The following is a 23,827-nucleotide window of genomic DNA, read 5'->3' on the forward strand; positions in this document are numbered from 1 at the left end:
GTCAGATGCCGAGCACGGCCCGCGCGATCAGGAAGTAGATCACCAGACCGGATGCGTCGACCAGCGTGCTGATGAACGGTGCAGACACGATCGCCGGGTCCACCCTCGCGGCGCGTGCTGCAAGCGGGATCGCACCACCGGCTGTGGCGGCCACGGCGCCGATGCACGTCACCGTCAAGAGCAGCACCAGCGCGATCTCCGGCCCGACCAGGATTGCGGCCGGGATGCAGCCGAGGAGTCCCAGGGTGGCGCCGAGCAGCACTCCAACCCGGAGTTCCCGGAATGCCACGCGTGCCAGATCCCGCGGCCGTACTTCGTGGAGGGCGAGCGCCCGCGTGAGTGTTGTTGCTGCCTGAGAGCCGATGTTCCCGCCGGTGCCGATCAGCATCGGGATGAACAACGCGAGCGCGAGCGACTTCTCCAGTGTGGGGGCGAACACGTCCTGCACCGCGACAGTGAGGGTCGACGTCGCCACCAGGACCAGCAGCCACACAGCTCGGGAGCGCACCAGGTCCAGCACTCGTGCGGCCAGGTAGGGACGACGCAGCGGTTCGGATGCGCCGGTGCGAGCGGCGTCCTCAGCCTCGGCGCGCCCCAGGATCGCAGCCGCGTCATCGAAAGTGAACAGGCCGACCAGCAGGCCCTCAGAGTCGACTACTGCGGTGGCGATGACGTTCGCCTCGATGACCAGGCGCGCGGCATCCTCTTCCGGGTCGTCGGCACGGATCAGGATGGGCTCGTGCATGAGGTCGCCGACGATGGCAGCCGGCTCGGCGAGGAGAAGATCCCGCAACTCGATGGCGCCGACCACCTGCCGGTTGTCCCCGGCGACCGGAAGGAAGTAGATAGTCTCCGCTTCAGCGCCGGTCGCCCTAATGTGGTCGAGCGCCTCACCGGCGGTCATCGACTCCAGCACCTTGACGTACTCCTGGCTCATGCGCCTCCCGACGCTTCCGACCGGGTACCCGAGCAGGGCAGCGGTGAGCTCGTGCTCTCGGGGTGAGAGCCCCAGCAGGAGCCTGCCGGCCACGTTCGCGGGCAGCTCGTCCAGCAGGAGCACGCGATCATCCGGATCGAGGCGCTCGATCAGCTGGCCGACCCGTTCGTCCTTGAGTTCGGTGAGGAGCGCGGAGGCGAGCCGGGCGTCCAGTGACTCGAAGACCGCAAAGGCCCGCGCCTTCGGCAACAGCCGGAAGAGCAGCGCGCGTCGTTTGGCGGACACCCGCCCCAGCAGCGACACGATCTCGCTGGTGCGAAGTTCTTCCAGCGCCCGGGACTGCGCGAGCAGATCGCGCCCGGAGTTGTCGCTGAGAATCTTGAGTGCGTCATCCGCGACCATGGCAGCCTCCCCTGTGACAGGGTAGCCGGGTGAATGGCCACTGTGCCGGGTCAGTGCTGGTAACCTGTTCAGGCACTCCTGGCCCCCATAGCTCAGGGGATAGAGCGTCTGCCTCCGGAGCAGAAGGCCGCAGGTTCAAATCCTGCTGGGGGCACCTTGTGTCACGTGTCGGGCTAGTTCGGACTTTTGCCACCTAGTTCGGACAATTGGGCGTTCATCCGTCGCTCAACGGAAGTTCGCGGTTGCGGGCGTCCATGAGTCGATCACTGGGCAGTACTGGAACAACGCGAGGCTCGCGAGTTTTGGGACGAGGTTCGGTGGGACTCATGTCGGCGGCAGGTTCCTGCCACATCTCGATGAACCGGGGCAGGCTTTTCCCGCTTTGTGATTGCGAGGAAAGAACTGACACGGGTGCTTGCGGTTCTTTCCAGAACTGGACGAGGTGCCCGCTCAACGGGCGATTCCACAACCCCGTCCCATGCTACGTCCCGGCCGCTGGCGTGGAGTCGCGCACGATAGCTGCCCTTCTCATCACCCATGATGGTCCCGACGTCCTTCCTCTCGAAGCTTGCCGACCGGTTGAAGTAGGCACGTCCCTCCGGAAGCATCAGCGACAACTCGTGGATGTCTTCCCACTCTGGCGCGGTTGCCTCCGGCCTCGCGTCGAGGACCTCGACAGTCAAATAGATGGGACCTGAATATACGCCCGTGAAAACCAACGGCACCATCAGCGCAGACTCGTGCATGTCGCCGCGTATCGACGCCTGCAGGGCAGCTACCGGGTCTGCCGGAGGAAAGGGCGCTATGACGAAGTCAACGACATGGTGCCATGCACTAATCACGAAGGTTGCGGATTCGATCACGGCGCTGCCTCTCTGGCAAAGCCGAGGTGGAACGTGCGTGCTTCACCGTCCCGCAAGAGGTCGGAGAACCAATGCAGCGCAGCATGGGGACCCGCTTGCCCGCCCTACGAAGTGGCCCGAGGGTCGCCGGCAGCGTGCAGTTGGATGTATTCCGGAGTGACGATTCCGTATTCGTCGTCGTCTGCTCCGAAGCCGTGCCACAACCGGGCTTTTAGATTGTGAGCCAAGCGCACAAGATCGCTCAGGATTTCCCGGATCTGTTCTGCGCCAGCATTAGATTGGATGTGTAAGTCTCCGGTCAGCACGCGGGCCTTGCCGTCCTCGGTGCGCATGATTGTGAAGTCCCAAAATACGGAGGCCCTATCCATGATGCCCTCGTCGCCCTGGGAGTCGTACAGACGGACCCCCAGTTCGGACGCAAGTCTGTTCAGCTGACGCTCGTTCAGGGCCGGAATCTTGCTGAGATCTCCTTCAAAAAACCGATGGAATGGGCCTCGAAGCACTGAAAACTGCTGTGCCATTTCACCTACCAGCCTTTCGCTCGATACGGCAAGTGTGGCGCTTCCGCCTACATTGAACAATGACAGCCGCTCACACAAGTGGGAGAACCGATCGTTACAACCGTTCAGGGGCCGAGGCGTGGAAGCGAGATTCGCGCTACGGGATCAACGCGTGACCGTTGATCCATCGTTCAAAGTTTTGCTCAACGCTGTACCGTGAGCAAATGAAGTACCTGACGTACGCCTCCTCGGAGGAGATCGATGAGTACAACCGAAGCTACCTTCAGCAGTTACCAATCGCGCTCGATCGGTTGCGGGAGAAAATAGGCAATCGGCCCGAGGTACGGCTCGATGGAAGCTTGGCAAGCCTCAAGCCGCTTGGCGAATGGTTCGTTGATCAGTTGCTCGCAAGCAAGGAAGATGGCCACAATGACGTGCCGGTCTGGTGGGACCCTCAGTTCCCGCCCGCCGGTACCGGCTCCGATCGGGACGGTCCGTTCACAGCACAGCAGCTGCGGCTGATCGACGAAGTACACGCCTACATGGCCGATGTTCTTCTGAGCGAGTCTCCCCATGCCCGCTGGGCCATCTATCAAGGGGAAGCGCGAGACTACCGCAACGGCAAAACGCTGCTAGTACTTGAGGATCCGGATTGGCCTGCCAACCCCTTAGGCACGCTCTACGCGGCCACTATGAATATTTTCGAAGGAGAAAAACCTGAACCTGCATGGCTGCAGGACTTGATCCTCAGAATGCTGGGGAAGTAACGCTCTGCGCTGTAGGTCCACCTCGCTGGAGGAACGACCTTGTCGCCTGCAATTCTGATTGGTCATGTCGATAGATCCAGATGTTCCTGCACCGCGATGGTGAAGAAGTCTGAGTCGGATTTAACGTCTATCAGTGCTCTCATGCAGTTCTGGGGGACGAGCGAAGCCGCTAGAAGCAGGCTGTCTAGTCTTAGGAAGACCTTGTCCGAAGTAGGTTGGCAAGATTCCGAGAGGGGCGATGCTTCAAATCCCCGGTTCTTCAGTTGTCCGAGATTGGCAAATTGTCCGAACCCCGCGGTCACGCGACACCTTGTGTCGCGTGACCCGCTATTCCGGACTTCTGCCTTGTAGTTCGGACAACCAGCCCTCATCGGCTGTCGTGGTTCAAGCCCGTCGAGTTCGGAGAGGTTGTCCCGAACCAGGATGGCGCCGGCGTCGTCGATGCTGTCGGCTCGGATGTCGAGGATCTGAGGATCGGCGACCGCGTATGGATCTTCCTCGCCGCCCACCAGCGTCCGACGGGGACAGCGCAGGAGTTCACGGTCGTGCCGGCTAGCCGCGTCGTCCGTCTGCCCGACGGTATCGGGTTCGACGTCGCCGCCAGCCTGGGCGTTCCCGCGATGACCGCCCACCGTGCGCTCACCGTGCACGAGTTCGGCCCGGCGCGTCTCGCACCCGGCACCCTCGACGGCCGTGTGGTGCTGGTGCAGGGCGGAGCAGGGGCCGTCGGGCACGCCGCGATCCAACTGGCGGTATGGGCGGGTGCGACCGTGATCGCCACGGTCAGCAACGACGACAAGGCAGCACTCGCCCGCGCAGCGGGCGCGCATCACGTTTTTCAATACCCGGATGGCGAGCTCTCGGCCAAGGTGTATTCCGTCGCTCCAAGCGGCGTCGACCACATTGTCGAAGTCGCGCCCGCTCAGAACGCCGCGCTCGATGTAGAGGTGCTCGCCAACCACGGCAGCATCGCGTACTACGCGAACAACAACGGCGACGAGTTCACCGCTCCGATCGTGACTAGCTTTGCGAAGAACGTTCGCTGGCAGGGACTGCTGCTCTACACCGTCGGGCGGGAGGCACTCGCCGTCGCCGCGGAAGACATCACTGCCGCGCTCGAGGCGGGTGCTCTTCCCGTGGGCGCAGAAGCCGGGCTGCCGCTGACGTGGTTCTCACTCGAGGACACGGCATCCGCTCACGATGCCGTTGAAGACGGAGTCACCGGAAAGGTGCTCATCAGCGTCGCGGACGACCTACGCTGAAGGATCCCCACGCACGGTAACCGAGGACCACGCGGCTCGGGTGCACCCTGGTTTCGCTGTCATTGACCGGTTGACACGTCGGACGGGTCGTCAACCATGGCCGCGATCTTGTTTAGCGACCGTTTCAGGAGGGCTTCCACAGTCTGCCGGTCGAGGCTCTCATCGTTGACCCATTCCAAGCAGATAGTGATGACGAAACCTGTCCAGCCGCGTATGGCCAATCGGGTCACGGGATCTGAGTGCGGGGTGCGAAGAAGGCTTAGCACGGTCCGTTCGATGTGGGTTCGACTCTCCGCGATCAAGTCTCGGACTTCGCTATCGAGACGAAGTGCGCCTTCGTGCAGTAAGCGGTAGCCATGGGGATGGGACTCGACGTAATCGAGATAGGCAGCCAGCGCAGCAGATAGCTCTTGTCCTTCGATCGCTTCGCGCAGGGCAGTCGCCTCATGCGCGACAACCGCTCGCACAAGTTCTTGTTTGGACGAGAAATAGTGGTAAAGCAGGGCCCGTGAAGCACCGGCATGCTTGGCGATCTCATCAATCGAGACCTCATCGTCGGGTCGGGTGCCCAATAGATGGGCGGCGGCAGTGATCAATTCCTCGCGCCGCCGCGCGGTCGTCAACCGTCGACGCATTGCGGAAGGTGCTGGTCGCTCAATTTTATTAGACATCAGTTCAATAGTGTACGCTCAGTCTTATTGAACACGGCATCTAATAGTGGAGGTCAGCATGTCCGAGAGAAAAAGGTACAGGCAAACGACCGCCGCTCTTTTCGCGGTGTATACGGTGTCCCAGGTGAACATCGCAAGGTTGCTCTTGCCGCTGGGTCGTGATGTCGCTCGATTGCAAAGCACCGCCGACGCCGCGGTTTTCCGCGAGATTATGGGTGGCTGGACGCCCGCGCAACGTGAGCAATATCGACGCCATCTGGGTCCCGATACTGTGCACCCACTGCTGTATGCCGCAGCGTTGATCGCGGCGGGGCGTACAGTTCAGCACCCCGCTCAGTCGCGATGGGTGAAGACGACTTTGATCGTGGCGCCGGCGATCTCGGCTCTCTGCGACTTGATCGAGAATGCCTTCCACGCGCGGTTTTGTGCCAGCCCACAGGAGATCACACCGCGTGCCGCGGCCTTATCCGGTGCCGCCACACGTACGAAGTGGGTACTCGCTTTAGGCAGCGCAATCTGGATTAGTGCCCAAGCTGCGCAGGGGCGACGGAGACGTTCATGAAGCTCGTAACCTATCGACTTGCCCGCACCGGTCGACCTTCTGAGATCGCCTTCGGTGCCGTGCGCGGTACCGAGGTCGTCCGGTTCACGTCCGCTCTCGATCATGATATTCGTGGCCTGGAATCTGTAGAGGCTTATCTCGCCGGTCTCCCAGGTACTTTCGACCGCGCCGCGGCCATCGTTGGCGACCCGTCCCTGCCCGCACTGCCGCTCACCGAGGTCCAACTTCTTGCACCGGTGCCGAACCCGGCGGGGCTACTGGACTGCGGCCTCAGCCCGAAGCATCTGCGCGCATCAACCCGGACGCTGCTGCGCCGCAGTCTGCCCTCCGGGCTCGGGCGACCACTCGGCGCGATTCTCGGACGCGTGGCGTCACGATCCCGCACGGTGCGATTCTACAAAGGGAATCACCACTCCATCAGCGGTCCCGGCGACACGATCACCTGGCCCGACTACACCGCCTACCTCGACATCGAACCCGAGCTGGCCATCGTCACCGCTTCTGAGCAACAACAACACTCTGACTGGGTTGAGCCTGCCGGTTACGTCATCTACAACGATGCCAGTGCCCGAGACGTGCAACTAGGCGAGATGCTATTCACCGGACCCTCCACCAGCAAAGACTTCGATACCGGTAACGGCATCGGCCCCTACCTTGTCACCCCCGATGAGATACCCGACCCGCTCGATCTTGCCGTGACAGTGACGTTCAACGATCGCCCCGACTGGACCGGGACCACCAACGACTATCTACTCCACCCCGCTCAGCTACTCGCCCACATCCTGCGCCGTCGCTCGCTCCCGGCAGGCACGCTCATTGGCATGGGGGCCATCCCAGGCTGCTGCGGACTGGACCGCGACGAATGGCTAGAACCGGGCGAAGAGTACACCATCGCGATCGACAATCTTGGCAGTCTCACTCAACGATTCGGCACTCCCACCACCTTGCCGCTCACCGGCTGGGGCACCCGTGTTTCCGCGGGCGGTCGAGGCACGCAGGGGTTCTCCTGACAAGGAACGGGTGAACGGGTACCGGTCAGCTGCGCGCCAAGATCAGAGGGAACAGCTTGCCCGACCTCCTCGCGTGAAAACTCCCGTCCCGATTCCCGCGCAGTTGGCGTGTCCGGACTTGGCAATATGTCCGAACTGGCCTGTCACGCGACAAGCCGAGGCTCGCATGCTACGGGGCGTGGTTCGGTGTGGTTCATGCCGGTGGGAGCTCCTGCCACATCTCGATGAAACGGGGCCGGCTCTTGCCGCTCTGTGAGCGCGAGGAGAGAACAGACAAGGGTGTTGGCGGTTCCTTCCAGAACTGGACGAGGTGCCGCTCGACGGGCGACTCCACAACCCCGTCATATGCTGCGTCCCGGCCGCTGGCGTGGAGCCGCGCACGATAGCTGCCCTTTTCATGACCCGTGATGGTCCCGACATCCTTCCTTTCGAAGCTTTCCGGCCGGTTGAAATAGGCCTGTCCTTCCGGGAGCATCAGGGACAGCTCGTGGATGTCTTCCCACTCTGGCGCGGGTGCGTCCGGCCTCGCGTCGAGGACCTCGACAGTCAAATCAATGGGACCGGAATATACGCCTGTGAAAACCAACGGCACTATCAGCGCAGACTCCTTCATCTCGCCGCGCATCGCCGCCTGCAGGGCAGCTACGGGGTCTGCCCGCGGAAAGGGCGCTATGACGAAGTCCACGACATGGTGCCATGCACCAATCACGAAAGTTGCGGACTCGATCACAGGCGCTGCCTCTCTAGAAAAATCGAGATGGAACGTGCGTGCTTCGACTACTACAGCATTGGAACACAAAGTACGGCGGCCAGCACAGAGCAAACTCCGGGCGTCACGGGACACCATTTTTCCTGAGAGTTTCTCGGCCGATAGTCTCGTGCCGTGAGCGACGATGAATTCGGCGACGGCCTCCTGAGCGGTCCGCGGGGGCGCCGTTTCTGCCTGAGCCTGCTGACGTCGGCTGAACCGTCATTGTGGACGCTTACGTTCCACGCGGCGAGAACTCCAGCGAACACAGAATTGGTGACCGATCTCGCCGATCACATCGCAAAGTTCGCACCGCCGGAAGTATGGACTGATGCCGCGCTCATGGATGCTCTCGTTGCCAGTACTGGTGCCGCGCGGTACTGGCAGGAACCCGACGAAGAGGACGTGCTGCTGCAGGATCCACAGCTCCGCGCTGCGCTCGAACCCGTTTCGCTCCAGGTCAGTAGCCAGCCCGCGACACAGTGGTGGTCGTCGCCGATGGCAGCAGCTAACCAACACTTCGTGCAATGGACCGATCAGTCGCCGCTTGACTCACCACCCGAGCTGACCGGTGCGGCCGTTCGCCTTGACCGGTGGAAAGCGGGTGCTCTCGAGAACGAGCGATTAGCAGCGATGCGCCCGAAGCCGGTCACGGCCAACCTCAGCGGCGAGTGGTGGTCGACGCCGGCGATTGTCGGCCTGGTCATGACCACGCGGAGCCTGCCGGGGCTGGCTGCGGTGAAGCTGATGCTCGTGGAAGATGGCTTCGGCTGGACCACGGCAGACGTCTGGCCGATGAAACCTGCTGACGACTGCCGGGTTTACGAGATCACCGGGCCTCGCGCCTGGGTCGAGCTGGTTGCCCAGTATCCGATGGACGTGACATTCTCACGCCGCCAGGACTGGTGGCGGTCGGGCGGTCACGACGGCTCCTGGCTGCTTCCCGACTGGTCTGCTGTCGCATCCGATTTCGATGCCGTTCACCTGAGCGTGACCGGCTACCTGACCACAGCAGGAAGGGCGCTGCCGGTTGGCGAGTCCCGAACCATGCTGGCCGGTTGGAATGCAGATGAGACGTACTGGTTGAGTGATGTTCTGGAACAGAACGGGGACCCGGTGCTGTGGGAACGGGACACCTCCCAGTCGAGCGACGGAAACTGGCACGCTGCCCGTTGAGTGACACGCGGCAACGGATGCTGGCGCGCAGCACCGAAAACACGGCGCAATGCCGGAGGCGGCATCTGCCACCAATTTCGATCCGGCCTTCCGGCGAAGGCACTTTGGGTGTGTACTGGCAACCATCGGCAGGCATTCGTCTGCCCCTCATCGGTCCCACCCTGCGGAGATCACGAGTTGCCGACGGTTGGGACCTTCATCAGGAGGTACAACTGTGCATAAGCCCCGCGCACGCGCACTCGGTGTTTCACTGGGTTGCGCGTTAGCTTTCACCCTCGTCGCCACGGCGACGGTTCCGGCGGTCGCCGACGACCACGAGAACCTGCCAGGCGAGCCGAGCATCACCCTGCCGATCAACGACAGTGAGGCCGGCGGCACCTACGATCAGGACTTCGACCGCGCCTACGCCGGCACGACTCCTGACGGCACCCCGGTCTACATCTACGTTCCGGAAGGCACGCCACTCGACGGGTCAGAGCCGACCGGCGTCGCCAGCCTCGATCCGGCGTTCGACCACAACCCGGCAGACGAGTTCGCTCCGTGTGCTGACCACGCGGCATCCGAATACGTGCTCACGCAGGCGCAGATCGACTATATGGGCAACCAGCTTTCCAGCCAGATCGTGGCCGTCGATGAGGAACACTTCGGCCCGATGGATGCGGCGGATGCGGACGTGCCGGCCAGCGATTCGCTGGTGATGGTCGTCTACAACGTGCAGGATGCGAACTACTACGACTGCGCGGAGACCACCTACACGGCGGGATACTTCGCCCCGGACTTCATCGAATCGGCCGGCATGAACGTGATCGTCATCGATGCCTTCGACTGGGCGAACCGCGTGGGGCCGGATGACTCCGAGTGGCGGGACGACAACCCGGACAACGACCAGGCGACGCTGTACGAGGGTGTCATCGCCCATGAGCTCGAGCACCTGCTGCACAACTACAGCGACCCGGGCGAACTGTCATGGGTGGATGAGGGGCTCGCCGACTTCGCAGTGTTCCTCAACGGCTACGACGTTGGCGGCTCGCATCTGACCTATCACCAGGTGTTCTACGCCGAGACATCGCTCACCCGCTGGGGTGGCGGCCTCGAGAACTACGGCGCCGCGTACACCTTCTTCCAGTACGTCTGGGAGCAGGCAGGCGGCAACGGTGACGGCACGTTCACCCCAGACCTCCAGAACGACGGAGCCGCTGGTGACCTGCTGATCCAGCGGATCTTCGAGAACCAGGCCGACGGTATGGACGGTGTCCAGGCGGCGATCGACGCGTTCAACGCGGAGACCGGCGCCGACCTGCGCTCTGCCGAGGAGCTGTTCCAGGACTGGGCAGTCACCGTCTACCTCGACGATGAGGAGTCGGAGCTCTTCGACATCAAGGCTGTCGACTTCGGCGACCCGGCGTTCACGACGTGGACGATCGACATCGCCGACGACCAGTTCTGGGGTGACCGTGGGAACAGCCAGGGCGCCCAGCCTTCGCCGAAGTGGGACAAGCGCACCAACGCCCAGTCGCCGACGGCACTGCCGTACGGGCTGCAGGTCGAGCGGTTCCGCAACCCGGGTCCGAATGTGACGGTCTCGCTTGACGGTGAGGACACCACGCAGGTCGCGCCCCACTCCGGGGACACCCACTGGTATGCGGGTTATGAGAGCCAGTCCGACAACGTGCTCGACGTCGAGGTGACCGGGGAAGCGACGACCCTCGACTTCTGGACCTGGCACTTCATCGAGGAGGGCTGGGATTACGGTTTCGCTGAAGCCCTCGTCGGTGGCGAGTGGGTCACCGTTCCCCTGGTGAACGACGCGGGAACCGTCGTCACCAGCAACGACGACCCGCACGGCAACAACACCGAGGGCAATGGCCTCACCGGAACCTCCGGCGGCGCCTACTTCGTCGACGAGCCGGTCTACGTGCACTACACGGCGCAGCTTCCCGAGGGGGCAACGGATGTTCGCTTCCGCTACTCCACGGACGCGGCCTACCTGGACACCGGCTGGTTCATCGATGACGTGCTTGTCAACGGAGCAGCTGCAGCGGTGAGTTCGGCCGAGGGCGAGTGGTTCGAAACGACGGGGCTCCAGGACAACAACTGGACGCTGCAGGTCGTGGCGAGCTGCGACCTGACTCCCGGCACCGACTCCGACTTCGAGATCACGGATGGCGCGGGCAACTACGTCTACAGGCTCGAGGGCGATGCCATCAGCCAGCCTTTCAACACGATGTGTGCGAACGGCCCGAACCGGGACTTCGCAACCCTGGTGTCGAACCTTCCCACCGGTGACCTGATGTTCCTCGACGCGGAGTACACGCTCACCGTGAAGAACACCGGGAACGCCAAGTAGTAACAGGGCCATTGTGGGCCCCTCCACCAGGTGGGGCCCACACTGGCTTGCGAAGGAGGGCGGATGCTGAAGGGCACGTCGATCGTGCTGCGTCCGGTCAGGGAAACCGACCTCGACGAGCTCTACGCGTTCCACGTCGACATCGACAACCGCGGCGAATTCTTTCCCCGCAACATCACGTCGCACGCAGCGTTCCGTAAGCAGTTCGACGAGGACGGCTGCTGGAGCCGGGACGAAGGCATGCTGGTCATCGCTTCCCCGGACGACAAGGTCCTCGGCCATATCGAGTTCTTCAAGACGGTCAACTACCTGGATGAGTTCGAGTTGTCCTACCAGGTCTACGACCCTGAACAACGCGGCAAGGGCATAGCCACCCAGGCGGTGAAGCTGCTGACGCGCTACCTATTCGAGACCAAACGGGTCAATCGCATCCGTCTGGTTATTCACCCGGACAACGCACCCTCCCGAAAACTCGCCGTCACCTGCGGCTTCCGGCACGAGGGCACCTCGCGCGGCGCCTGGTACAACGGCGGACGGCACCACGACGTGGAAATCTACGCCATCCTTCACGACGAGGTCATCCGCCCCGACGCTTCCTGAGCTTCGTCAGGCGGCGCGCTCCAGCGTGATCGGCCCGGTAGGGGTGAGCAGGTCGGCATCCGCCTTCTCTGAGCGCACAAAACCGATGCCAATGAGAATGAGCAGCCCGCCGATGAGCTGCAGCACGGTCATCTGTTCGCCCAGGAGGAGCCACGCGTAGAAGGTGGCAGCGACAACCTCGAGTAAGCCGGCGAAGGACGCTAGTCGAGACCCGAGCAACTGGCTCGCCTTGATGCTGGTGGCATAGGCGATTCCGGTGGCCAGAACCGCGACGATCAGCATGGGAATCCACCAGGCCGTCGAGCCGCCGAAGAGCTGGACGGTGCCGAACGTCGCCGTGAACGGCATCAGGCCGGTCAGTCCGACGAGCCCGATCGCGATGCCTCCGAGAACCAGGCTGACGGATGCCACGGCGACCGGATGCAGGTCGTCGTCGACCCTCGCCGCAGCGACGAAGTAGACGGCGCATCCGACCGTCGCAGCCGCAGCGAAGGCGAGGCCGAGCATGTCGATGCTGCCGTCGCCTCCCGGCGACACCACCATTCCGAGCCCGAACAACGCGAATACCGAGCCGAAGAGAACGACGAGCTTCGGCGCCTTCCGCGTGCGGGCCCACACGAACGCGACCAGCAGCAGCGGCGCCATGAACTCGATGAGGATGCCGGTGCCGACCGAGATCCTCTCGATCGCGGCGAAATAGGCCAGTTGCGTTGCCGCGACGCCGATCAGGCCGATCGCCAGGATGCGGGAGCGTGCCCGCCACAGTGCAATCCAGCGTCCGCGCAACGCGATGAGGGCGAATGGGGCGAGCACCAGGCCGCCGACGAGCGCACGAACGGTCACAGCGGCACCCGGACTCCAGCCCGCCTCGAGGAGCGGCTTGACGAACGGGCCGGACATTCCGAAGGCGAGGGCTGCGGCCACGGCGATACTGAGGCCGGTGAAAGTTGAGGAGCGTGACATGGTGCGGCCTTCAGGACGTGGTTTGACTGTTCAGGATCACCACGTTAGTGTGCAGATCGGTAAGGAGTCAATTTGCATTTTGCCCCTGACACGGTCGACACTCTGGCGTTCACCGTCGCGCTCGCGAATACGGTTCCTGGAGCGTCCCGGAGCGGCGAGGACGAACTCGCCACCCCGCCCCAGTTGACCGCCCTGCTGACCGAGCATTCCTACAGTGGCCGTTTCGATCGTGACCTCACAGAGCTCGCCGAAGTGACCGAGACCCGGGAGTTGTTGCGGCACATCTGGACACACAGCCGGGACGAGGCGGTCCCCGTCGTGAACCGGATGCTGCAGGAGGCGAATGCGCTCCCGCACCTGGTGAAGCACGACGGACTCGACTGGCACCTGCACGCCACGGAGGACGCCGCGCCGCTGGCCGAACGCATCCGCGTCGAGGTGGCCTTCGCCCTCATCGACGTTATCCGCGCGCGCGAATGGGAGCGCCTTCGCTACTGCGCCGCCGGTGATTGCACCGGGCTGTTCGTCGACCTCTCGCGCAACGGGTCCAAACGGTTCTGCAGCATCCGCTGCGGAAATCGGATGAACATGGTCGAGCACCGGGCGCGCGCCGCCTCGGGCGACCCGCAGCAGGCCTAGCCGCCGAGCAGCTCGGCCGGGTGGGTCAGGCGCCACCAGTCGTCCGGCCCGACGATATCGCCGTCCAGTTCGAGCGGGACCTTCACGAAGTACTCCCCCGAGACGAAACGGGCCGAGCCGACCACGCTTCCGGAGCGGGCCGTCGACACGTCATCGACGGTGACGGCGGAACTGACCGGCATGTCGGACCAGGTGAACACGGATGCGTCCTCCGCAGCGACGACGGACGCCTCCTCACCCCACGGCGTCGAGTACGAGCCCAGCTTCTGCCCCTTCGTCAAGACCGGCACCTCGTGGAATCCGCCCCGCACGCTGCCCAGCATGGCGCGCACCGCGTTGTCGACCTGATAGTGGTTGTCCCCGCCGAGCACCACCCCGACGACCGTGAGCTGCACGCCATGCCCGACGTCGATCACGGCGGAGAACAGCAGGCACGCCCCGGACTCGTCGAGTGTTCCGGTCTTGATCCCGTTCACGCCGTCGACACCGAGCAGGTCGTTGGTGTTCGCCCCCGCCCTGCCGTCGGCGCCGGCAACGGATCGCGTGCCGACGATCTCAGCCAGCACCGGGTTGGCCATCGCCAGTTTCCCGATCGCGATCAGGTCGGTCGGCGTGCTGAGGTTCCTCGGGTCGAGTCCGGTCGGTTCGACGATGGTGGTGCCGGTGAAGCCGTTCGCATCGAGCCAGGTGCGTGCTGCACTGCGGAAGTTGGCCGGCGACCCGAACGCCCAGCTGCTGACGGCATCCGCATAATTCGTGGCCGAAATCACCAGCATCACCTGCAGCGCATCGCGCAGCGGCATGCTCGAGCCGGACTTCATCGGCCAGATGCTGGTCTGCTTCACGTAATACTGGTCGTAGAGGGCGGCGTCGGCCTTGCTGAAGGTGATCATCGGCCCCGACTCGGTTGGCCCGATCGGCTTGGCGTCGAGGATGACGAGCGCGGTGACGATCTTGGTGATGCTCGCTATCGGTCGGGGATCGTTGCCGCCAGTGGCCGCCAGGATGCCGTCAACGCCTGCGACCCCCGGGAAATCGTCGGCTCCAGCGATGCTGATCGCGCTGGCACCCACCTCCGGGAGAACCACGGTCGCTGGGTCCGGAAGGTCGACGCTCACCGCCTCCCTGATCGCCGACGAAACGGTGACGGGGGCCAGGAGGGTGAGCGGGATGTAGGTGCCGACCATAGCCGCGATGACCAGCACGATGGACCCGGTGATGATGAACCTGCGCCGGCGACGTCTGGTGCGCGCCGCGACAACCTCGGGCATCAGCTCGTTCTCACGCTGCCGTTCGGCGCTTTCTTCGGCCCGCTCGATCAGCCCGGACAACTCCAGGAACTCCTCGGGAACGGTGTCGTTCACAAGTGAACGATCGTCAGGGGCGCGCACAGCATCATGCTAGTGGCACCCAATGACGCACCGTGCGACTGGGTTCAGAGCCACTTCCGGGATTTGAACACCAGGTAAAGCGACACGCCCATCGCCACCATCAACGCCATGGCGAACGGATAACCCCACGGCCAGTGGAGTTCCGGCATGACGTCGAAGTTCATCCCGTAGACCGTGCCGATCAGGGTCGGCGCGAACAGTATCGCGGCCCAGGATGAGATCTTCTTGATCTCCTCGTTCTGGGTCAGGTTGAATTCCGTCATCCGCTGCACCTCGTCGTTCTGGCGCTGGGCGACCAGAGTGGAATGCACGATCAGGGCGTTGTCGAGCAGGGCGCGGAAGCCGTCCGCCCGCTCGCCCACCCGAAGCACGTGGTCATGGACGTCGCGCAGCAACCGCTGAAGCTCGAGTTCGAGCTGGTATTTTTCAGCTCCGCCCAGCAGTGCCTCCAGCATCGTCGCCAACGGATGTGCCGCGCGTTGAAACCTGATGACCTCGCGGGAGAGCTCATAAATGCGTCTGGAGACATCCGGATCCCCGCCGAACAGCTCATCCTCGATCTCGTCGATGTCGTTCTCAAGCCCGGCGATGACCGGACCGTACTCGTCGACCACCTCGTCGAGGATCGCGTAGAGCACCGCATCCGGCCCCATCGCCAGCAATCCTGGACTGCCCTCCATTCTGTGACGAACCCGGGCAAGATCCGGCGACTCCGCATGGCGAATGGTGACGACGAAATCGGGACCGGCAAAGATGTGCAGTTCGCCGAATTCCACGCGCTCGTCGGCATCGAGATAGCGAGCGGGACGAAGGACGATGAAGAGGGTGTCCCCGTAGCGTTCCAGCTTCGAGCGCTGATGGCCGGCCAGCGCATCCTCCACCGCCAGGCTGTGCAGGCCGAACTCGTCAGCGATCGACCGGATTTCCTGTTCGTTCGGACGGTAGAGCCCGATCCAAGCCATGCCGTTCCGCTCGCGCATGACCTCGAAGGTCTCCTCGAGGCTTTTCGGGTCTTCGGTGCGGTGGCCAGCCACATACACGCCGTTGTCGATCATGGGCATGACATGACGGTATCCCGAGATCCCTCCGATGGAACGGTGCGAATTGCGGGTGTCCCGGCTCCGCGACCCGCCATTCGCACCGTCCGGCCCGCTGGGCGGGACCTACAGTGTCGGCATGGGCCTTTCAGTAGTCATCGCACCGGACTCGTTCAAGGGGTCACTGCCGGCCGACGCGGCAGCATCCGCCATTGCAGCGGGGTGGCGCGAGGTCCGGTCATTGGACGACGTGCTCCTGCTGCCGCAGGCTGATGGCGGCGAGGGCACCCTGGACGCCATAGCGGCTGCGGTTCCGGATGCCAGGAGACACCTGGCGCGCCAGGTCACCGGGCCGGATGGCCGGCCCGTCGACGCGGCCTGGCTGGAGTTGCCCGGCGGTATCGCCGTCGTGGAGCTTGCCGAGTCGAGCGGTCTTCCGCTGATGGCAGCACCGGATGCCCTCGGTGCCACGACCCGCGGCCTCGGCCAGGTCATCCGGCTGGCGCTTGAGGCCGGCGCCGACTCCCTGGTGATCGCCCTCGGCGGCTCGGCCAGCACCGACGGTGGGGCGGGCGCGTTGCAGGCACTCGGCCTGCGCGTACTTCATGAGGACGGTTCGGAGGTCGCCCATGGCGGCGGCGGGCTCTCCCGCGTGCACAGCATCGACACCGGCACCCTGCTCCGACCCCCGCCTGGTGGCGTCACAGTGCTGACCGATGTCACCGCTCCCCTGCTCGGCATGACCGGCGCTGCCGCCGTGTTCGGTCCGCAGAAAGGCGCGACCCCCGACGACGTGCGGCACTTGGAAACCGCTCTCACCAGGTACGCCGAACTGCTCGGCGGCGATCCGGGTGTGCCGGGTGCCGGTGCTGCCGGGGGCACCGCCTACGGTTTCATCGCGGCCTGGGGTGCGACGGTCAAGCCCGGCGCCGACTGGATCGCGGAGGCGACCGCACTCACCCGAGCGATCGGGGCAGCGGATGTCGTGATCACCGGCGAGGGACGGTTCGACTCCACCTCACTCACCGGCAAGGTCGTCGGCAACGTCATCCGGTTGGCGGGCGCTGCCCGTGTGGGCGTTGCGGCCGGCTCGGTCGCGATCGAGCACGACGCGTGGACGGTGAGCCTCACCGAACTGGCCGGCTCAGCGGAGGCCGCGATGGCCGAGCCGGAGCACTGGCTGAGGGCGGCCGGCCGCAGCGCCGCGCTCCACTTCGGCCACTCCGACCCCTGAATGGGTTAGTCGGCCTCGCCGGAATGGGCGTCGAGAAAGGCGTACAGCTCGGAGTCGTCGACGCCGGGAAACGTTCCCTGGGGCAGCGGCGACAGGATGTGGGCGTGCAGCTTGGCGCTGGCCCAGGCCCGGTGTCGCCACCGCTCGGTCAGCTCCGTGCCCGGGCGTCGGCAACAATTGGCATCCGGGCACTTGGAGGCCTGCCGGTTCTTGGTGTCGCGTCCGCGGAACCACTTCGCGTCGGCGAACGGAACACCAAAGGTGATCGAGAACTCTTCGGCAGACGCGGTACCGGTCTGGGTGGAACACCAGTAGGTTCCGGTCGGGGTGTCGGTGTACTGGTAGAACTCGGTGGTGCGGTTGGTGCGCAGGAACGCCGTACGGGCGCTCCAATGGCGACACACCGGCTGCCCCTCCGTCGAACCAGTGATGTCGGTGGGTAGGCGCAGGCCGTCGTTCTCGTACCCCTTGTACAGGGCACCGTCGTCGCCGACGCGAAGGAAGTGCACCGTCATCCCCAGGTGGCTGGTGGCCAGGTTGGTGAACCGCAGGGCGGCAGCTTCGTGCGTGACGCCGAACGCATCGCGGAAATCCTCGACGGCAAGGTTTCGGTCTTCTTTCGCCCCCGCGAGGAATTCGACGGACTGCTGGAGCGGCATCAGGCAGGCGGCGGCGTAGTAGTTGATCTCGAGTCGCTGACGAAGGAACTCCGCGTAACTCTCCGGCTCGTGGTGGTCCAGCAACCGGTGCGCCATCGCCTGCAACGCCATCGAGCGCAGGCCGTGCCCGCCGGGAATGGATGCCGGCGGCAGGTAGATGCGCCCGTTCTCCAGGTCGGTGACCGACCGGGTGGAGTGCGGCAGGTCGTCGACGTGGATGAGGTCGAAACCGAGTCGTTTCGCCATCAGGTTGACCTCGCGGTGGGTGAGTGCGCCCGTCGTGTGGCCGACCCCACGGAGGGATTCCTCGGCAAGCTCCTCGATCTCCGGCAGGTAGTTGTCCTGGGTGCGCATGTACTGACGCAGTTCGGTGTTCGCCCGCCTCGCCTCCTCTGGCGTTGCGATCGCCTGCCTGGCGCGCCTGGCCAGTTCCTTGTGGAGCCCGACGAGGGCCTCCAGTGTTTCGTCCGGTGTCGACCGGAGCGCCTTCACGGTGGGAAGGCCGAGTCCGGCGTAGACGGGGCTGCGCTGCATCCGGTCGAGTTCGATTTCGAGCGCCGCCCGTTTCGTTGGGGGTTCCTCACTCAGCAGGTCGGAGACCTGCACGTTCAGGTTCCCTGCGATCGTCTGGAGCAGAGACAGTCGGGGTTCGCGCCTCCCGTTCTCCATCAGGGAGAGCTGGCTACCGGCGATTCCGACCTGCGCGCCGAGTTGGTCCAGTGTCATTCCGGCACCGGTGCGGTAGTGGCGGATGCGCTGGCCCAGGGTGGCAAGGTCGGTCATGATCTTTATCGTAGCGAAAGAAGCGCACTTCTTTATGCCTCATTAGGGGTGGGAATGGTCAATTCGGGGCGCAGAATGGAATGAGACGCCATTTCTTACGGTGGCGGCGGAATCGAACGGACGGACAAGCTCATGACACTCACCCCCACGAGGCCAGCGACAGCAGACGACCAGATTTCGCAAGCCGAACCGTACGGCGTCCGGCCGGCCGGCACAACGAAGAAGGTCGCCGATTGGGTTGATTCGATCGCGGCCCTCACCAAGCCGGAGCAGGTCGTCTGGTGTGACGGCTCCCCCCAGGAGTGGGATCGTGTCACCCGCGAGATGGTCGCCGCCGGAACCCTCACCAGGCTGAACCCGGAGTTCCGCCCGTACAGCTTCCTGGCGCGCAGCAACCCGGAAGACGTCGCACGGGTCGAATCGCGTACCTTCATCTGCTCCGAGAACGAGGCGGATGCCGGCCCCACCAACAACTGGGCCGACCCCGCCGAGATGCGCACCACGTTGAACGGGCTTTTCGAGGGCAGCATGCGCGGGCGCACCATGTACGTCATCCCGTTCTCGATGGGTCCGCTCGGCAGCCCACTGGCGAAGCTGGGCATCCAGGTGACCGATTCGCCCTACGTGGTCGCCAGCATGGGCATCATGACCCGCATGGGCAGTGCCGCCCTATCCCTGATCAACGCCGGTGAAGACTGGGTTCCGGCCGTCCACAGCGTCGGCGCCCCCTTGTTCGACGCTGAAGGCAATCACCTGGACGAGAATGACGTCTCCTGGCCGTGCAACTCGAAGCACAAATACATCACCCACTTCCCGGAGACCCGCGAGATCTGGTCGTTCGGCTCCGCCTATGGTGGCAACGCCCTGCTGGCGAAGAAGTCCTTCGCCCTGCGGATCGCATCCGTCATCGCCAGGGAGGAGGGCTGGCTCGCCGAGCACATGCTCATCCTGAAAATGACCAACGAGGCCGGACGGGTCTTCCACCTGGCCGCGGCGTTCCCCTCCGCCTGCGGCAAGACCAACCTCGCCATGCTCCGCCCGACCCTTCCCGGATGGAAGGTGGAGACAATCGGCGACGACATCGCCTGGCTGCGTCCCGGTGCGGATGGCCGCCTGCGCGCCATCAACCCGGAAGCCGGCTTCTTCGGCGTCGCGCCCGGCACCAGCCCCAAGACCAACGCCACCGCTGTCGAAACGCTGTGGGGCAACACCATCTTCACCAACGTCGCCCTGCGCGAGGACGGCGACGTGTGGTGGGAGGGCCTGACCGACCGCGCCCCGGACAACCTCACCGACTGGAAGGGCAACCTCTGGGACCCGAACTCCGGTGAGCCGGCCGCCCACCCGAACTCCCGCTTCACGGTGGCCGCCCACCAGGCCCCGTCGATCGCCGACAGCTGGGACGACCCGGAAGGTGTCGTGCTCGATGCCATCATCTTCGGTGGTCGTCGCGCCCACAACGTGCCGCTCGTGGTTGAGGCGCGCGACTGGGAGCACGGTGTGTTCCTCGGTTCGACCGTGTCGTCTGAACGCACCGCTGCTGCGGAAGGAAAGGTCGGCGAGTTGCGCCGGGACCCGTTCGCGATGATGCCGTTCTGCGGTTACAACATGGCCGACCACTGGTCGCACTGGCTGAGCGTGGGCGAGAACCTGCGCAAGTCGGGCAGCATGCCGCGGATCTTCCAGGTGAACTGGTTCCGCAAGGGCGAGGACGGCAAGTTCCTCTGGCCCGGCTTCGCCGAGAACGCCCGCGTTCTGGAGTGGATCCTGAACCGCGTTGACGGCCAGACCCCGGCAGCGGAGACCCCCCTTGGTCTCTCCCCGATCGCCGGCGGCATCAACGTCGACGGCCTGGACCTGGACGACGGCGATTGGGACCAACTGTTCGCTGTCGACCCGGATGCCTGGCTCGCGGAGCTCGATGACACGGAAGGCTTCTACGCCAAGTTCGGCGACCGCCTCCCGGAGACCCTGACCAGGCAGCTCGCGGACATCCGCCAGCGCCTGGAGAAGGCGAAGGAAGCTGGCGCGTAGCCCTCGCCGGGTCCATTTCACAACGTTTTCGGCATGTCGTTCGTCTAACCCAGTAGACGTGCGACTCTGGTCACATACCGATGACCTGCACGCGTGAAACGAAGAGGACTGATTCTTGGCAGGGGCCGACTGGGAGAACGTCGTCACCACGCTGGTGGCTGAGCGTGGTGACGCGCTGACCCGTTACGCCTACCTGATCAGCGGGAGCCGAGACGATGCGGCCGACCTGGTTCAGGATGCCCTGGTGAAGACGTTCGGACGCCTCCGCAACGGCTTCACGGTGCGCAGTGCCGAGGCGTACGTGCGCCGGGCGATCCTCAACACGTACCTGGACGGCGGCCGGCGCACCAGCCGGTGGCGCAAGATCTCGCACCTCACGGCGGTTCCCGAAACGGTCGAGTCGACCGCGCCGGCCACGGAGAGCCGCATCGACCTCAGCGGCGAGCTGATGAAGCTGGCCCCACGCGAACGCGCCTGCCTGGTGCTCCGCTACTACGAAGACCTCAAGGTGGCCGACATCGCCCAGACGCTCGACATCAGCGACGGTGCCGTGAAGCGTTACCTCAGTGATGGTCTCGCCAAGCTGTCGAACTCGATGGCCGACCAGAAGGATGCCGTTCCCGAGCTTTCCGAAGGAGCACACCATGCCCACTGACGCCGAACTGCGCAGCCTGTTCCACGACGCAGCCTTCCATAACGCTGCGGCACCGGTCGCGTCCCTCGATGCTGCCGCGATCATCCGCCGCAGCAAGCGCCGCCGGCTCCCCCAGCAGGTGGGTGCTGGCAGCGTGCTGACGCTGGCCGTCGCGGGTATCGGGGTGGCGAGCCTCAATGGCCTGCAGGGGCTGGCACCGATGGGCGCCTCCCAGACGATGGCGGATGCCCCGGCGAGTGAGTCCTCGGAAGAATCCGGGCAGGGGGCAGACGGTGCGGTTCCATGGATGGACAGCGGGACGTCACTCCGCCAGACCTCGTGCGACGTACCGGTCGCCGACGGTCGGGTCGATGAGGCCCTCGAGATCACGCCGGTGTTTTCGACGGTCGCGCCAACCGGGGAGGCGGTTGTCGGCACCCTCAACCTGACAAACACCGGTTCTCTGCGGATTGTGGGCGTTGCCGCCAACCCGACAGTGACGCTGGTGCGGCACGGCGAGCGCATCCTGTACAGCGACCGTGGGGCAACTGAAACCCGTGTCGACCTGGCTCCGGGCGAGTCGATCTCCCTCTCCTTCTCATTCGACGCCTTCCAGTGCGATGCGGAGGGCGGAGCGACCGGTGCGGCGCTCGAAGCGGGCGCCTACACGCTGTCGGCTGAGGTCGAGTTGCGTCCGGATGCCGGACCGTCCAGATTGGTCAGCGGACCGGTATCCGCCATCACCTTGCGCTAGCCGACTCCCTTCGCAGCCACAGGCCAGTCCAGTACAGTCGGTTCCGGCAACAGAACTCACCGAAAGGACGACGCATGGCTAAGCAATCGATCTTTGGACGTATCGCCCAATTGGCGAAAGCCAACATCAACGCGCTCCTGGATTCCGCGGAGGATCCTGCCAAGATGCTCGACCAGATGGTTCGCGACTACTCGAACAGCATCGCCGAGGCTGAGAGCGCGATCGCGCAGACCATCGGCAACCTGCGCCTGCTCGAGCAGGACCACGCCGAAGACGTGGCCAACGCCGAGGACTGGGGCCGCAAGGCCATCGCAGCCAGCCGCAAGGGTGACGAACTCCGCGCGGCAGGCAACTCGGCAGACGCCGACAAGTTCGACAACCTCGCCAAGGTTGCGCTCGGACGCCAGCTGGCAGCCGAAAAGGAGGCCAAGGACGCTGAGCCGACCATCTCGTCGCAGACCGCCGTCGTCGACCAGCTCAAGCGCGGCCTCGACGCCATGCGCGGCAAGCTCGGGGAGCTGTCTGCCAAGCGCGACCAGCTCATCGCGCGCGCGAAGACGGCCGAGACGCAGGCGCAGGTGATGGATGCCATGAAGAGCATCGACCTGCTCGACCCGACCAGCGAGATCAGCCGGTTCGAGGAGAAGGTGCGCCGCGAGGAAGCCAGGGTGGTGGGGGCCCAGGAGCTGGCGGCATCGAGCCTTGACGCACAGTTCGAGCAGCTGGATGCCTCGGATGAGTCGGTCGAGCTGGAGGCGCGGCTGGCCGCGTTGAAGGCCGGCTCCGGCGGGCCCAGGGCGCTCCCCTCTGGCCAGTAATCGGATGAGAGTTCGGGCCCCGCGCATTGTCGGCATCGACGTTGCGCGGGGCCTTGCCGTTCTCGGCATGTTCGTGGCTCACACCTTCCCGCAGGAGACCGACCAGGAGCTGATCGTCGATGGCCGCTCGGCCATCCTGTTCGCCACGCTGGCCGGGGTGTCGCTCGGGCTGCTGACCGGCGGGGAGAACCCCGACCGCTCCTGGCGCAGGGCCGCCCGCCGCGGCGTCACCATCCGGGCACTCTTCCTCTTCCTGCTGGGGATAGCACTCACGATGCTCCCCAGCCACATCGCGATCATCCTGGACTACTACGGCGTCATGTTCGCGCTGATGATCCCGGCCCTCTTCCTGCCGCGGATCGCCCTCGCAGTACTTGCGGCGCTCCTGGCCGTGGCCGCGCCGCTCGCGGCGGCCGCGGTGACGGATGCCGGCCAGCAGACCGGCTGGGCGGGTGTCGGGGCGGAGTACTTCCTGGTCGGCAACTACCCGGCGCTGGTGTGGTTGCCCTTCCTGCTCATCGGGTTGTTGTGCACCCGCTCCGGCCTGACCAGTCCGGTGACACAGCGCTGGATGGTGCTGGGCGGTGTCACTGCCATGGTGGTCGGGTACGGCAGCGCTCTGGCGCTGCCTGCCGTCTCCGCCGAGGCCCACTCCGGCAGCACCGCCGAGATCGTCGGTTCCGGAGGCTTCGCGATCGCCCTCATCGGCGTGCTGCTCTGGCTCGACCGCTTTCGGGCGAGCCGTCTCGTACTTCAGCCGATCGCGGCGACAGGGTCGATGCCGCTCACCATCTATACCCTGCAGATCCTGCTGCTGGCCGGCCTGGTCGCCTTCGCCGACAGCGCCGCCTGGATCCCCGAGTACCCGAGCCTGCCGCTGATGTTCGGCCTGATCATCGCCTCCATCGTCTTCAGCCTGGTGTGGCGCCGGTTCCTGGGGGCAGGACCGCTCGAGCGGATGCTTCGCCGCCTGGCCGGGTTCGACCGGGTCCCAGAGCGCAGAGGGCCGAGGACGAACATCCGGCGGCCCTGATCG

At 64.8% G+C, this 23,827-nt stretch carries 22 protein-coding genes, 1 tRNA gene and 1 pseudogene; 14 read left to right on the forward strand and 10 right to left on the reverse strand.

The window, feature by feature from the left end; genetic code table 11:
- Window position 1 precedes the first annotated feature (1 nt).
- Window positions 2-1,339 (reverse strand): magnesium transporter, encoded by a 1,338-nt coding sequence (gene mgtE, locus ACX3O0_RS08175; RefSeq protein ID WP_459107391.1) that lies wholly within the window; start codon window positions 1,337-1,339, stop codon window positions 2-4.
- Between the two features lie 81 nt (window positions 1,340-1,420).
- Between mgtE and ACX3O0_RS08180 the strand changes: the two genes are divergently transcribed.
- Window positions 1,421-1,493, forward strand: a tRNA-Arg gene (locus tag ACX3O0_RS08180).
- A gap of 813 nt (window positions 1,494-2,306) precedes the next feature.
- Here the strand turns inward: ACX3O0_RS08180 and ACX3O0_RS08185 are convergent.
- Entirely contained in the window at window positions 2,307-2,723 is a 417-nt protein-coding gene (locus ACX3O0_RS08185; RefSeq protein WP_459093490.1) for a hypothetical protein, read from the reverse strand.
- Between the two features lie 203 nt (window positions 2,724-2,926).
- On the opposite strand from ACX3O0_RS08185, the gene ACX3O0_RS08190 reads away from it, so the two are divergent.
- Complete coding sequence (locus ACX3O0_RS08190; RefSeq protein ID WP_459107392.1) at window positions 2,927-3,469, forward strand: hypothetical protein; 543 nt, start codon at window positions 2,927-2,929, stop codon at window positions 3,467-3,469.
- Between the two features lie 62 nt (window positions 3,470-3,531).
- Here ACX3O0_RS08190 and ACX3O0_RS08195 read toward each other — a convergent pair whose 3' ends face one another.
- Window positions 3,532-3,978 (reverse strand): hypothetical protein, encoded by a 447-nt coding sequence (locus ACX3O0_RS08195; protein WP_459107393.1) that lies wholly within the window; start codon window positions 3,976-3,978, stop codon window positions 3,532-3,534.
- Here ACX3O0_RS08195 and ACX3O0_RS08200 point away from each other — a divergent pair.
- Window positions 3,868-4,731 (forward strand): annotated as a pseudogene (locus ACX3O0_RS08200) (NADPH:quinone reductase); the annotation flags it as partial. The gene ACX3O0_RS08195 and the pseudogene ACX3O0_RS08200 overlap by 111 nt on opposite strands.
- Before the next feature lie 59 nt (window positions 4,732-4,790).
- Here ACX3O0_RS08200 and ACX3O0_RS08205 read toward each other — a convergent pair.
- Both ACX3O0_RS08205 and ACX3O0_RS08210 read right to left on the reverse strand, forming a co-directional pair.
- Window positions 4,791-5,402: a TetR/AcrR family transcriptional regulator gene (locus ACX3O0_RS08205; RefSeq protein ID WP_459093190.1), complete on the reverse strand. Its 612-nt coding sequence runs from the start codon at window positions 5,400-5,402 to the stop codon at window positions 4,791-4,793.
- A gap of 333 nt (window positions 5,403-5,735) precedes the next feature.
- Entirely contained in the window at window positions 5,736-5,882 is a 147-nt protein-coding gene (locus ACX3O0_RS08210; RefSeq protein ID WP_459093191.1) for a hypothetical protein, read from the reverse strand.
- Between the two features lie 78 nt (window positions 5,883-5,960).
- Here ACX3O0_RS08210 and ACX3O0_RS08215 point away from each other — a divergent pair, with 78 nt between their 5' ends.
- Window positions 5,961-6,974 (forward strand): fumarylacetoacetate hydrolase family protein, encoded by a 1,014-nt coding sequence (locus ACX3O0_RS08215; protein ID WP_459093192.1) that lies wholly within the window; start codon window positions 5,961-5,963, stop codon window positions 6,972-6,974.
- Between the two features lie 193 nt (window positions 6,975-7,167).
- Here ACX3O0_RS08215 and ACX3O0_RS08220 read toward each other — a convergent pair whose 3' ends face one another.
- Entirely contained in the window at window positions 7,168-7,659 is a 492-nt protein-coding gene (locus ACX3O0_RS08220) for a hypothetical protein (RefSeq protein WP_459107394.1), read from the reverse strand.
- A gap of 198 nt (window positions 7,660-7,857) precedes the next feature.
- Between ACX3O0_RS08220 and ACX3O0_RS08225 the strand changes: the two genes are divergently transcribed.
- The 3 genes from ACX3O0_RS08225 to ACX3O0_RS08235 all read left to right on the forward strand — a co-directional run bounded on the left by ACX3O0_RS08225 (window position 7,858) and on the right by ACX3O0_RS08235 (window position 11,845).
- Entirely contained in the window at window positions 7,858-8,898 is a 1,041-nt protein-coding gene (locus tag ACX3O0_RS08225; protein WP_459093194.1) for a hypothetical protein, read from the forward strand.
- Window positions 8,899-9,112: 214 nt separating this feature from the next.
- Window positions 9,113-11,245 carry a hypothetical protein gene (locus ACX3O0_RS08230; RefSeq protein ID WP_459093195.1) on the forward strand — a complete coding sequence of 711 codons (2,133 nt, stop codon included), beginning with the start codon at window positions 9,113-9,115 and terminating at the stop codon, window positions 11,243-11,245.
- A 63-nt stretch (window positions 11,246-11,308) separates the two neighbouring features.
- Window positions 11,309-11,845: a GNAT family N-acetyltransferase gene (locus ACX3O0_RS08235; RefSeq protein WP_459107395.1), complete on the forward strand. Its 537-nt coding sequence runs from the start codon at window positions 11,309-11,311 to the stop codon at window positions 11,843-11,845.
- A 6-nt stretch (window positions 11,846-11,851) separates the two neighbouring features.
- On the opposite strand, the gene ACX3O0_RS08240 is transcribed toward ACX3O0_RS08235, so the two are convergent.
- Window positions 11,852-12,808 carry an EamA family transporter gene (locus ACX3O0_RS08240; RefSeq protein WP_459093197.1) on the reverse strand — a complete coding sequence of 319 codons (957 nt, stop codon included), beginning with the start codon at window positions 12,806-12,808 and terminating at the stop codon, window positions 11,852-11,854.
- A 72-nt stretch (window positions 12,809-12,880) separates the two neighbouring features.
- Between ACX3O0_RS08240 and ACX3O0_RS08245 the strand changes: the two genes are divergently transcribed.
- Window positions 12,881-13,447, forward strand: coding sequence for a CGNR zinc finger domain-containing protein (locus tag ACX3O0_RS08245; RefSeq protein ID WP_459093198.1), 567 nt, complete (start codon window positions 12,881-12,883; stop codon window positions 13,445-13,447).
- Here ACX3O0_RS08245 and ACX3O0_RS08250 read toward each other — a convergent pair.
- Together ACX3O0_RS08250 and ACX3O0_RS08255 are read right to left on the reverse strand one after the other, a co-directional pair.
- Window positions 13,444-14,838 (reverse strand): D-alanyl-D-alanine carboxypeptidase family protein, encoded by a 1,395-nt coding sequence (locus ACX3O0_RS08250; RefSeq protein ID WP_459107396.1) that lies wholly within the window; start codon window positions 14,836-14,838, stop codon window positions 13,444-13,446. The genes ACX3O0_RS08245 and ACX3O0_RS08250 overlap by 4 nt on opposite strands.
- Window positions 14,839-14,882: 44 nt before the next feature.
- Window positions 14,883-15,899, reverse strand: coding sequence for a magnesium and cobalt transport protein CorA (locus tag ACX3O0_RS08255; protein ID WP_459093200.1), 1,017 nt, complete (start codon window positions 15,897-15,899; stop codon window positions 14,883-14,885).
- Between the two features lie 115 nt (window positions 15,900-16,014).
- On the opposite strand from ACX3O0_RS08255, the gene ACX3O0_RS08260 reads away from it, so the two are divergent.
- On the forward strand, window positions 16,015-17,109 hold the full coding sequence (locus tag ACX3O0_RS08260; protein WP_459107397.1) for a glycerate kinase: 1,095 nt from the start codon (window positions 16,015-16,017) through the stop codon (window positions 17,107-17,109).
- Between the two features lie 5 nt (window positions 17,110-17,114).
- Here the strand turns inward: ACX3O0_RS08260 and ACX3O0_RS08265 are convergent, their stop codons facing one another.
- On the reverse strand, window positions 17,115-18,551 hold the full coding sequence (locus ACX3O0_RS08265; protein ID WP_459107398.1) for a helix-turn-helix domain-containing protein: 1,437 nt from the start codon (window positions 18,549-18,551) through the stop codon (window positions 17,115-17,117).
- 132 nt (window positions 18,552-18,683) lie between these two features.
- Here ACX3O0_RS08265 and ACX3O0_RS08270 point away from each other — a divergent pair, with 132 nt between their 5' ends.
- From ACX3O0_RS08270 to ACX3O0_RS08290, 5 genes are all read left to right on the forward strand, one after another.
- Entirely contained in the window at window positions 18,684-20,585 is a 1,902-nt protein-coding gene (locus ACX3O0_RS08270; RefSeq protein ID WP_459107399.1) for a phosphoenolpyruvate carboxykinase (GTP), read from the forward strand.
- A 115-nt stretch (window positions 20,586-20,700) separates the two neighbouring features.
- Window positions 20,701-21,240: a SigE family RNA polymerase sigma factor gene (locus ACX3O0_RS08275; RefSeq protein ID WP_459093204.1), complete on the forward strand. Its 540-nt coding sequence runs from the start codon at window positions 20,701-20,703 to the stop codon at window positions 21,238-21,240.
- Window positions 21,230-21,973, forward strand: a complete 744-nt coding sequence (locus ACX3O0_RS08280; protein ID WP_459107400.1) for a hypothetical protein — start codon at window positions 21,230-21,232, stop codon at window positions 21,971-21,973. The genes ACX3O0_RS08275 and ACX3O0_RS08280 overlap by 11 nt, the downstream gene beginning before the upstream one ends.
- A 74-nt stretch (window positions 21,974-22,047) precedes the next feature.
- Window positions 22,048-22,791 carry a PspA/IM30 family protein gene (locus tag ACX3O0_RS08285; protein WP_459093206.1) on the forward strand — a complete coding sequence of 248 codons (744 nt, stop codon included), beginning with the start codon at window positions 22,048-22,050 and terminating at the stop codon, window positions 22,789-22,791.
- A gap of 4 nt (window positions 22,792-22,795) precedes the next feature.
- On the forward strand, window positions 22,796-23,824 hold the full coding sequence (locus ACX3O0_RS08290; protein WP_459107401.1) for a DUF418 domain-containing protein: 1,029 nt from the start codon (window positions 22,796-22,798) through the stop codon (window positions 23,822-23,824).
- Window positions 23,825-23,827 lie beyond the last annotated feature (3 nt).

The organism is Homoserinimonas sp. A447, from assembly GCF_054489325.1.

Bases quoted from the DNA above. Each gene is read 5' to 3' on its own strand.
- mgtE (WP_459107391.1), bottom strand. From the start codon at position 1,339: ATGGTCGCGGATGACGCACTCAAGATTCTCAGCGACAACTCCGGGCGC.
- ACX3O0_RS08235 (WP_459107395.1), top strand. From the start codon at position 11,309: ATGCTGAAGGGCACGTCGATCGTGCTGCGTCCGGTCAGGGAAACCGAC.
- ACX3O0_RS08255 (WP_459093200.1), bottom strand. From the start codon at position 15,899: ATGCCCATGATCGACAACGGCGTGTATGTGGCTGGCCACCGCACCGAA.
- ACX3O0_RS08190 (WP_459107392.1), top strand. From the start codon at position 2,927: ATGAAGTACCTGACGTACGCCTCCTCGGAGGAGATCGATGAGTACAAC.
- ACX3O0_RS08240 (WP_459093197.1), bottom strand. From the start codon at position 12,808: ATGTCACGCTCCTCAACTTTCACCGGCCTCAGTATCGCCGTGGCCGCA.
- ACX3O0_RS08265 (WP_459107398.1), bottom strand. From the start codon at position 18,551: ATGACCGACCTTGCCACCCTGGGCCAGCGCATCCGCCACTACCGCACC.
- ACX3O0_RS08270 (WP_459107399.1), top strand. From the start codon at position 18,684: ATGACACTCACCCCCACGAGGCCAGCGACAGCAGACGACCAGATTTCG.
- ACX3O0_RS08280 (WP_459107400.1), top strand. From the start codon at position 21,230: ATGCCCACTGACGCCGAACTGCGCAGCCTGTTCCACGACGCAGCCTTC.
- ACX3O0_RS08285 (WP_459093206.1), top strand. From the start codon at position 22,048: ATGGCTAAGCAATCGATCTTTGGACGTATCGCCCAATTGGCGAAAGCC.
- ACX3O0_RS08215 (WP_459093192.1), top strand. From the start codon at position 5,961: ATGAAGCTCGTAACCTATCGACTTGCCCGCACCGGTCGACCTTCTGAG.
- ACX3O0_RS08290 (WP_459107401.1), top strand. From the start codon at position 22,796: ATGAGAGTTCGGGCCCCGCGCATTGTCGGCATCGACGTTGCGCGGGGC.
- ACX3O0_RS08185 (WP_459093490.1), bottom strand. From the start codon at position 2,723: ATGGCACAGCAGTTTTCAGTGCTTCGAGGCCCATTCCATCGGTTTTTT.
- ACX3O0_RS08205 (WP_459093190.1), bottom strand. From the start codon at position 5,402: ATGTCTAATAAAATTGAGCGACCAGCACCTTCCGCAATGCGTCGACGG.
- ACX3O0_RS08260 (WP_459107397.1), top strand. From the start codon at position 16,015: ATGGGCCTTTCAGTAGTCATCGCACCGGACTCGTTCAAGGGGTCACTG.